At 66.1% G+C, this 9,153-nt stretch carries 9 protein-coding genes; 6 read left to right on the top strand and 3 right to left on the bottom strand.

Annotated elements, in window-relative coordinates; genetic code table 11:
* Nucleotides 1-359: 359 nt before the first annotated feature.
* Nucleotides 360-1,106 (top strand): hypothetical protein, encoded by a 747-nt coding sequence (locus ACFOSH_RS15315; RefSeq protein WP_378239537.1) that lies wholly within the window; start codon nt 360-362, stop codon nt 1,104-1,106.
* A 191-nt stretch (nt 1,107-1,297) separates the two neighbouring features.
* Here ACFOSH_RS15315 and ACFOSH_RS15310 read toward each other — a convergent pair whose 3' ends face one another.
* Both ACFOSH_RS15310 and ACFOSH_RS15305 read right to left on the bottom strand, forming a co-directional pair.
* On the bottom strand, nt 1,298-1,468 hold the full coding sequence (locus tag ACFOSH_RS15310) for a hypothetical protein (protein WP_378239536.1): 171 nt from the start codon (nt 1,466-1,468) through the stop codon (nt 1,298-1,300).
* A gap of 68 nt (nt 1,469-1,536) precedes the next feature.
* The gene (locus ACFOSH_RS15305; RefSeq protein WP_378239535.1) at nt 1,537-1,875 is read right to left on the bottom strand and encodes a hypothetical protein; all 339 of its coding nucleotides are present in this window, start codon (nt 1,873-1,875) and stop codon (nt 1,537-1,539) included.
* Between the two features lie 435 nt (nt 1,876-2,310).
* Here ACFOSH_RS15305 and ACFOSH_RS15300 point away from each other — a divergent pair, with 435 nt between their 5' ends.
* From ACFOSH_RS15300 to ACFOSH_RS15290, 3 genes are all read left to right on the top strand, one after another.
* Nucleotides 2,311-2,823, top strand: a complete 513-nt coding sequence (locus ACFOSH_RS15300) for a hypothetical protein (protein WP_378239534.1) — start codon at nt 2,311-2,313, stop codon at nt 2,821-2,823.
* Nucleotides 2,824-2,828: 5 nt separating this feature from the next.
* Entirely contained in the window at nt 2,829-3,968 is a 1,140-nt protein-coding gene (locus ACFOSH_RS15295) for a hypothetical protein (protein ID WP_378239544.1), read from the top strand.
* Nucleotides 3,969-4,070: 102 nt separating this feature from the next.
* Complete coding sequence (locus ACFOSH_RS15290; RefSeq protein ID WP_378239533.1) at nt 4,071-4,559, top strand: hypothetical protein; 489 nt, start codon at nt 4,071-4,073, stop codon at nt 4,557-4,559.
* A 135-nt stretch (nt 4,560-4,694) separates the two neighbouring features.
* Here ACFOSH_RS15290 and ACFOSH_RS15285 read toward each other — a convergent pair whose 3' ends face one another.
* The gene (locus ACFOSH_RS15285; protein ID WP_378239532.1) at nt 4,695-5,681 is read right to left on the bottom strand and encodes an epimerase; all 987 of its coding nucleotides are present in this window, start codon (nt 5,679-5,681) and stop codon (nt 4,695-4,697) included.
* A 374-nt stretch (nt 5,682-6,055) separates the two neighbouring features.
* Here ACFOSH_RS15285 and ACFOSH_RS15280 point away from each other — a divergent pair, with 374 nt between their 5' ends.
* Together ACFOSH_RS15280 and ACFOSH_RS15275 are read left to right on the top strand one after the other, a co-directional pair.
* Entirely contained in the window at nt 6,056-6,940 is an 885-nt protein-coding gene (locus ACFOSH_RS15280; protein ID WP_378239531.1) for a hypothetical protein, read from the top strand.
* Between the two features lie 990 nt (nt 6,941-7,930).
* Nucleotides 7,931-9,142, top strand: a complete 1,212-nt coding sequence (locus ACFOSH_RS15275) for a beta-ketoacyl-[acyl-carrier-protein] synthase family protein (RefSeq protein WP_378239529.1) — start codon at nt 7,931-7,933, stop codon at nt 9,140-9,142.
* The last annotated feature ends 11 nt before the right edge of the window (nt 9,143-9,153 follow it).

Below are 9,153 nucleotides of genomic sequence, written 5' to 3'. Positions count from 1 at the left end.
GCCGATCAGGGTTAGTCCACACAACCGACCATGATCAACTGGTGGCCGCACCTGTCTGCGGGCAGCCCACCAGCGACATCACGAAGTCCGTCTGGAGTACTAGCTCTGAGCTTGCCCACAAATTGAAGCCAGCGTTCTCCGCGTAGCTCCCAGGCGACCTCACCAGCCCGATCAGCGAAGGAGTCGTCCCTCCCCCTACGACCAGGCCGCTGACCACGCAGTCTGGCCCTCCCAGCGAGCTGGGACAACCTGTTCAGCAGCCCCCGAACTGACGGATCGTCACTGTCGTGGCGACGCCGGTGACGATCTCTGTACATTGTGTGACAGCGAGGTACACAGCGAACACCAGGGGGGCTGTCGTGGTCGATTCAGGTGAGATCAGCGATCATCCACCTTTGGAGGCGTTCCGAACCGGCTTCCGTGAGGGTTTCCGCGCAGGGCACTCCTCCAGCTTCCATGGTGAACGTCCTCAACATTACCGGCCCGTCCTGAAAACAGTGCAGGCACTCGACGACGGTCCATTCCGCGATGGCTTTTTCACGGGATACGACGAGGGCCTGCAAAGAGGTTTGCAGGATAGGCTCGAGGCCGAGACATATACCGGCGGCACGGAACATCTACGTTCCATGTCCACCGAGGTTGCCGGCGAAGCAGTCAAGGTCGCCGTCTTCCTGGGCCAAGCCGCGGTCGCCGGAGTCGTCGGCAACGCGATCTACGATTCGGTCAAGTCCACGATCCGAGCCGCAGGGCGGCGATGGGCCAAGCGCCGGGAGGCGCAACCCGAAAGCGGTTTGACCGAACAGGAGGCAAGAGATCTGGCCTGCGTCGCGGTGATGCTGCGGTGGCCTGAAGAGTCCGACATCAGGGCCACCAGCGTGACACGCACTCGGATGCCGATTTTCCCGCCCGGCGTACCTCGGCCACGCATGCTCACTGACGACGACCTGAGATACGAAACGTCATGGAGTGTCACCGTTCGGGGCACCGCGCCCGACGGCCATGCCACGTACCAAGTCGTGCTACCGCCTGGCGACGCCCCAGAGAACGCAACGGTGCTGATCGAAACCTGGTCCCGGAAACTACCACCGCTTGATCGTCGACACTAGCCGGTGACCATTTATCGCCTTTAATGCAACCTTGGGCAGAACGTGATACTTCTCGTTCGTGCCGACCAGGACGTTTTCGACAATGTCGGTGAGAGTCGTGGCGTGTCGTTGACACTAGACTGTCCGATATTGATGCAACGATTTTGTGTCTACGACAACAGTAGGTTCGGGTGGCGCGTCCGGATGTGGCTTCACAGCAGGCCGTATGCGGTCAATGCTTCGGCACCGGAACTGCTACGGTTGCGGAGACGTCGTGCTGTGTCGTCGTACTGCCGACTCAGCCTCATGGCAGATTGAATGTCAATGCCGCCCTCATCAAGTTTCAGATGCAGGGATACATAACGTCTCTGCAGATCAGCCAAGGTTGTCAGCGTGACGTCTGCCTCGAACGAGACCTCCTGCAGCAGGAGCCTCGGGCCGTAGGCGCGCCTCACACGACGACGGGCCGGCTCGGTGAACCCGGACGACGATACGAGAAGGCCAAGGTCAGCTCTGATGTCACTGAGTTTGGCAGAAATGCCTCGACTATGTCGATCCCGACAGGCGCCCGGCGGTGCTTGCACTCAGCCGCGACGACAACAGCGCATCCAGCGACAGCGCCGATCACTCGAATATCGATCTCACGTGGCCGCCCACTAAGCTCGCCGATCACTCGCACATGATGCTCGACCCGGGCACCTGGGTCCATTTCCGCAAGAAGGCGAGCGACGGCTTGCTCGTACAGATACCAGTCAGGCGAGTTGCCCTGGTCACGCGACATGATCGGCATGGACCGGCTCACTGAGCCAGCGGGCTTCCGCGCCGACCGCTCTAAAGACTCGACAGTTCGGCTGTGACATTGGATTCTCCCGCCAAGCGGGCCCGCTCCCGACTTGCAGGGTAGCCAATTCCAACGAGGGATCACCGCGCACTCACAGCGACGTTCGCCCGGTTCGGACATCTCTGACTACTGATCCACCTGCGATGACTCCAGCAAGGCACCAAATGGCCGCGCCGTGAGAAATACTGAGGGTTTGAATACCTACACTCCACCGGTTCGATAATCAAAGTTGCGTCTCGTGTGGATTGTAGCCGCGATTCGGTGAAATTCCATCCCGGGTCGAGTCAAAACTTATATCCAGCTTGACATCCCGACGTACACGGAGCGTTCCTGGTTGTGTCATAGCGCGGATCACGCATCGCAACGCCGAAAAAGGTGTCTCTTATGGACGGATTACACGCTGCCGTTCCCGGCTGTGCCGCAATGCTTCCGGTTTTGCCGGAGGGCGAGGTGTGGGTGGCGATGCCGTACAAACCAGCATTCCCCGGCATCATCCCCGCTGACGAGACACCACCGGGTGTCATCGAGGACCAGACTTGTTTCCCCGTCCTGGAAGCGTTCTACGGCACCGCCCAGTACCGCTTCACCTGGCACGGAGACACGCTAGAAATTCACGACGACCCCTGGGGCGATGTGGAATCCCAGCCGCGCGTGATCCAGCCCGGGGACGACGGCCGTTACGAGATCCGTGACTTGTGGTATCCCGTCGCTCCGTCAGCGGTCGGCGAACTGTGTCAACGTCATCCCGACGCGCTGGCCGCGCTGACGCATGACGACACCCCAGCCCCTGCACCGAACATGCTGGCGTACCTGACCGCCCAGCCCGGCGCGTCGTCGAGGATGCGGCAGAACGTCGAAACCGCGCTGGCGAAACTCGCCACCGAACTGGGTCGGTGACCGCCATGGTGGCCGTCACGGCGCGCGACGTGCCCGAGATCCGGGCACGGATGAGCGATTGGGCCCGTGATCCCGGAGTGGACGGCGCGGGCAACTGGTTCCGGTTCTTCGTCGGCCCCCGGCCCGAGGACACAGCGGGAGAGCCCGCGTTCCCGCCATTGGACGACGTCGGTGCCACGATCGCGGACACACTCCGCGCCCAGATCCCCGCCGCCGAACTGTTCTACGTCTCCGCCGACCTGACCGACCTCGCGAGCCACGCCGCGACCACCCTGACCGACTACCGCCTCCACCCCGAAGACCTGCCCGCCCCCGTAGGGCTCATGGTCTACGAGCACCCGCCCGTCGCGGGAACCGCCTCATCGCGGCACGACGCCGTATCGCTGGTCTCGTGGGGTCCAGGGCGCGGCGGTGTGTGGGTGCAGAGCTGGGGAACCGTCCCCGACCCCGAACCTCCAGCAGTCCGTGTTGGACGCACGCTCGCCCGCCTGCCCCGCGACCACGCCCTGTCCCGGATGCGGAAAGCCGCCGCGCTGAACCTGCCAGTACCCGCACCGGGCAACAAGCCCTCGAGCCACGACGACGCCGTCGACCTCGGCGCCAAGCACATCCTGGCCACGTTCCTGCGCAATGCCGAACGCGCACCGATTCCGCCGAGTTTCTCCCCTCCACACGGATACGAATGGCGCGGCCTCACGCCCATGACGTTCACCGACATGAAGGGCTGGCCCAGCGCCCTGACCGAAGGTACTTCCGCCGCCGATATCGACGACGCCCAGATCGCCTTGCAGCGCACGATCCTCGCCACCTGGCTGCTGATGGGCCAGACCCTCGTGCAGTCCGAACGCGCCAGCGCTCCCCGAGCCGCCCGCCGACGCATCGAACGCTACGACCCGGCACTCGACACCGCCGTCCGCCTCGTCGACCTCCGACGCGCCCGCACCGCGCCCACAGACCACAGCGACGACAGCTCCACCAAGAACACCCGCGAATACCGCCACAGCTGGATCGTTCGCGGCCACTGGCGCAACCAGTACTACCCCAGCAGGGGCGACCACTGCCCCATCTGGATCGCCGACCACCTCGCCGGACCAGAAGACAAACCCCTCATCGGCGGCGAACGCGTCAACGTCCTACGCCGCTAACCCGGACACAGTCACGCCCACGGCGCGAGCGGGCGATGACCATCCACATCAGACGCCCTGCAGTAGCAGGCGATTATCGACAAAGGGAAGGGAACCATCAGCATGACCACCACAGAAAGCATCGATACCCCGGAGACCCAAACAGCTCCCGCCCCTGTGACGATCGTGGGCGACCTCTACAACGGCACCGCCGAGTTGCCGCTTGGTGACATCGCCGCCCGTATCCGCGAGAACCTCGTCGCCGTGCAGGACGACGATCTGATCCACGCCGATGCGGAGTTCACGGTCGTGGCCGACGAGTCCGGTCCGCAGAATCAGATCCACATCACGATCTCCGGGTTGCCCCACAGCGATCACGGCACCGCCGACGCCCCGGCCATGGACGTGACCCGGGATGTCTTCCAGACGGTGTTCGCGCTCGCCAGCCACTACAACCGATTCACCAGCAGCCCCTACCAGCTGCGGTACCTCGTGGTCATGCAAACCGTCCACGACAGCGGAACCGTCTACGCCGAAGGTGCCGGTGCCATCGGACTCTGGGGCACGCTGCCCAAGCCCGAACCCGAAGATGGACCTCTCCGCCAGGGGTAAGGACCTTGAGGGCGACAAGGAACCCATTGCGGGGCGTGGCAATCACGAACCTCGCCCCGCAATGGGTGTCAGCTGCCCGGTGACGACTCGGTTTCCCGGTTCTGCTGACCGAGCCGCCCGATCGGTCCGGTGCCGTCAGCCGAGGGCGTCGAGCAACTCGCGCTCGCGCTGCGCACTGAGGCCTGCGCGTCTTTCCCGGTCCAGCCCCTGGTCGCGTTCCCAGCGCAGCGTGTCGGCCAGCACCTCCGCCGTGGGCCGGTGACGTAGCCCCGCGGCGCGCGCCGCCGATCCGTCCCGGGCCGCCCACCCTTCCCAGCCCGGCTCGACCTGCCACATCGCCAGCGATTCGGGCCCCCGGTACTGGGCCACGCCGTTGGCGAGCAGCCACAGCGGGTCGGCGGTGACCACCGGACCGGTGTGCCCGCCGACGGCGCGGGACAGCTCGATCCATTCCTGGAACGGAACGACCGGGCCGACCGCGTTGTAGGTGCCGGTGGTTCCCGTCTCCGCGGAGTCGAGCAGCCAGGAGGTGAGGTCCCGCACGTCGACCACCTGGGTGGGCACCGCCGGGGTGTTCGGGACCAGCATCGGCGCTCGCGGATCGCGGGCGGCCCGGGCGACCCAATAGCCGGAGCGCCCGCTGTGATCGCCCGGGCCGCCGATGAGCCCGGCTCGGGCGATGAGGAGCCGGTCACCCACAGCGGCCGTCGACGCCAGCTCGCAGGCGACCTTCGCCTCGCCGTACAACTCGTGGCCGACCTCGCTCCGGTCCGTCGGGGCGAGCAGGGCCGCGGACTCGTCCGCCCCCAACGTGGCGTGGGAGGCGTAGGCGTTGCCGGACGAGACATACACCCAGTGCCCGGCTCTGCTGCTCAGCACGTCGAGCGCTCCCCGAACGAAGCCCGGCTGCCATGACACCTCGACGACCGCGTCCCAGACCCGGTCGAGCAGGGGCCCGTACGCCGACGGATCGCGCCGGTCGGCGGCGACCAGCGGCGCTCCGTCCGCGACTTCTCCGCTCTCACCCCGCGCGAGGCAGGTCACCCGATGGCCGCGTTCGATCGCCAGCCGCGACAGCTCTCGAGCCACCCACGCCGTTCCGCCCAGAACCAAGATCTCCATACCGACACTCAACCACCGGGATCACCGCCCGGCCAGGCGATTCGCCGACAGCAGATGATCAGCCGCCTGACCGATCCCACCCCTCGGGCAAGGAAGTCCACTCGCTCGGCCGGGGTGATGGTTCCAGGGCAGGATGAGACCCGCCGTGACTGCCACGTCAACCGGAGCTCGCGTGACCAGTTGTCGCGGGAAAGCACCGCAAGCCCAACGTGTCCACATGAGACACATGTCTTGTTTGACGGATCGCTTGACAACGGCGCGGTGACGGAGCGTCCATAGACGTGTAGCCCGAACCACCGGACGCGCACCGGCGGTGCCAACGACCCCGGCCGGGGCATGACCTTCCCATTCCACGCCAGCACTTGGAGTTCGTCATGTCCCAGGAAAACAGCAACACCCGCACCACTCCGGCTACCGACACCATCGACAGTGTCAGCCACCTGCACGTAGTGGCCGACGCTCCCCGTCAGCAAAACGCGCCCACCACGGAAGACAAAGTGCGGGAAGCACTGACCGACAATCCCGGCGCCACGACCGCCGCACTGGCGACGGCCGCCGGAGTCGGCCGTTCGACCGCCGCGAAAATCCTGGCCCGCTGGGGGCTCGACGGCTCCGCGATCCGGACAGCCGGAGACGGCCCGCGCCATCCCGACACGTGGACGAGCTCCCCATCAGGCCATGACACCGACACACCCGGCACCGTGGACACCCGACCGGACACCACAGCGAGCGACACCACCGACCACACCGCGACAGCAAACGAGCCCGGCCCCGACGGCGCGATCACCACAGCAGTACAGGAGGCCGCCACCGGTCCGGCCGCCGATGACGCCCCGGAGGCCACTGCCACGGACACCAACGACGAGACGGGGTCGGCTACTGCCTCCGCCGTCGAGACCAGCCCGTTGCCCGACACCACGCTGGGGGCCCCGGGAGACAACGCGACCGGAACCGGGCCATCTGCGGCGGAATCGCCTGCGGACACCGACACTGTCGCCAAGAACCGTCTGCCCAAGGGCGGTCTGCGGGCCCTGGTGGAGGAATACCTGACAGAGCACCCGGGTGAGAACTTCGGGCCCGCCAAGATCGGCAAGGACCTCGGGCGTTCGGGCGGGGCGGTCAACAACGCCCTGGAGAAGCTCGTCGGCGACAGGTACGTGATCAAAACCTGCGAGGCACCGAAGCGGTTCGCCATCAACCCGGACAAGACCGACGTCTCGGCAACGAGCGACAACACCGAGCCCGCAGTGGATGCCTGACACACGCCCGCCCGAGCCGTGCGCAGGACCGCCACCCTTGCTTCGTCCCGCGCACGGCTTTCCGAGGTCGGCAGGAGATTTCCCGGCGGGGACGGCCCAGAAAATACGCACGCGAAGCGTCAGCTACAACCCTTTCACGGGAAAGGTAGCCAGCCACCGCAGAGGCTTGGGGCGAAGTCGCGTGATTGCCGGCGACAGCAGCGAACCGGCCGGAGTGGCGAGCGCTGGAGGTGCCGATCCGGCCAGGCTCGGGAGCTCTTGCGGCCGCGGTCGCCACTGCTCTTCGTATTGGTCCGCACTGAGTTCACGTCACCATGAATAGAGGGAGGTGCGGCGTTCGGCGTCCCAGGAGTTCGGGGCTTGGAGACGGTGCCCAATGTGATGGGCGACCGTCTCCGCCGCGGAACAGGCGCTCGCCGCTACCAGGGCCATCCCCGCGAATGCTGACACGACCCATGAGGCGGTCGTCTTCTGCATGCTCAACCCACTCTCCCTAGATCAACACTGCGCGGCGGAGTGTATCCACTACATAACGTAGCTGACGATGATCTCGGCGCGTACGCCCGTGCGGATGCCCCCGGTTTGAGGCCGGGGATGACAGTGGCGGTCGGACCTGCTGGCGCACCCCGATCGATCGTCAGCTCGGTTCACGTTTGGTCGGAACCGGGATGCGGATTCCGCTGCCACCAGCGGCGACTCGGTGTTTGGCACTCACAGCACCGGGGCCAGCAGGCTTCTCGGCGCCGTGACCGACGCCTGTCAGTGTCGAACCCGGTTCTCTGCAGCGAATTTTCAAGCTGGAGACCAGGGTCAGGGTTCCGCTGGAGTAACTGCTCACTGGGGCAAGTCTTTTGCCCTTTCATCCAAGATCGTTAACTCTGGCGAGTGAAGCTGACGGCTGGGCTGGATCGGGAGGACCTGGGCGCTGTAGGCATGTTCGCGTCAGTGGGATCGACGAGAGGCGTAGTGGTGTCTGTCAGGCGCGGGTCCGTGAACGAGGTCGTGATCACCGGACTAGGAGCGATGACACCGCTCGGCACGAACACCGAGGAGACTTGGGATTGCCTGCTGGCAGGGAAATCCGGAGCCCGGAGTCTTCAGCAGCGGTGGGCTGAGGGGCTGCCGTCGCGGATCGCCGCACAGATTTTCCAGGACCCCGCCGGCTCGCTCGGCCGGGTGGAGGCACGCCGTCTCGATCGGGCCGGCCAGTTCGCGACTCTCGCCGCGCGGGAGGCGTGGGCCGACGCAGGGAGACCGGATGTGGATCCTGACCGGCTCGGTGTGGTGCTGGCCAGTGCGATGGGTGGAGCGGCCACTTTACTGGATGCCTACGACACGTTCCTGGCTGAAGGGCCACGTAAAATCTCGCCGCACATGCTCGCGAGCAGTCCGGCGGCGGCGCTCGGTGTCGAGTACCGGGCGCGTGCCGGGGTGCATTCACCCGCGTCCACCTGCGTGTCGGGTTCGGACGCGCTCGCACAAGGGCTCGAGATGATCCGGGGCGGCCGTGCGGATGTGGTGATCGCCGGAGGTGTCGACGTGCCGATCCATCCGCTGCTGATGGGTGCGCTGGGCACCATGACCGCGCTGTCCACACGCAACGACGAACCCGAACGAGCTTCTCGTCCCTTCGATCGGGACCGCGACGGATTCGTTCTGGGCGAGGGCGCAGGCGTGGTCATCATGGAATCCGCGGCGTACGCCACCGCGCGGAAGACGGCCGTCTACGCCGAACTGAGCGGTGTCGGCATGTCCAGCGACGGCCGCAGCCTGGTCGCGCCCGCCGCGACCGGGCTGGCCACCGCCATCGGCAGGGCACTAAGCGACAGCGGGACCAGCCCCGGCGACGTCGTGCATGTCAACGCCCACGCCACCTCGACCCCCCAAGGTGACCTCGCCGAGGCGACGGCACTGCGAATGGCGTTCGGGTCCGCCACGGACAGGCTCGCCGTCTCCGCGACCAAGTCGATGACCGGCCATCTGCTGGGTGCCGCGGGCGCTGTCGAGGCCGTGGCGACGGTGCTGGCACTGCATCACCGGATCGCCCCGCCGACAATCAACGTCGATACCCTTGACGCCGGTATCGGCCTGGATGTCGTGCTGGATGAACCACGGACGCTGCCGACGGGACCGATCGCCGCGCTAAGCAACTCGGCGGGCTTCGGCGGGAACAACGTGGCACTCGTCTTCCACGCCCGCTGATCCGAAAAGGC

This window comes from Amycolatopsis speibonae, from assembly GCF_042647925.1.
Taxonomy (GTDB): Bacteria; Actinomycetota; Actinomycetes; order Mycobacteriales; family Pseudonocardiaceae; genus Amycolatopsis; species Amycolatopsis speibonae.
This window is presented reverse-complemented; position numbering and strand designations above follow the sequence as displayed.

Bases quoted from the DNA above. Each gene is read 5' to 3' on its own strand.
- ACFOSH_RS15305 (WP_378239535.1), bottom strand. From the start codon at position 1,875: ATGCCGATCATGTCGCGTGACCAGGGCAACTCGCCTGACTGGTATCTG.
- ACFOSH_RS15300 (WP_378239534.1), top strand. From the start codon at position 2,311: ATGGACGGATTACACGCTGCCGTTCCCGGCTGTGCCGCAATGCTTCCG.
- ACFOSH_RS15295 (WP_378239544.1), top strand. From the start codon at position 2,829: ATGGTGGCCGTCACGGCGCGCGACGTGCCCGAGATCCGGGCACGGATG.
- ACFOSH_RS15290 (WP_378239533.1), top strand. From the start codon at position 4,071: ATGACCACCACAGAAAGCATCGATACCCCGGAGACCCAAACAGCTCCC.
- ACFOSH_RS15285 (WP_378239532.1), bottom strand. From the start codon at position 5,681: ATGGAGATCTTGGTTCTGGGCGGAACGGCGTGGGTGGCTCGAGAGCTG.
- ACFOSH_RS15280 (WP_378239531.1), top strand. From the start codon at position 6,056: ATGTCCCAGGAAAACAGCAACACCCGCACCACTCCGGCTACCGACACC.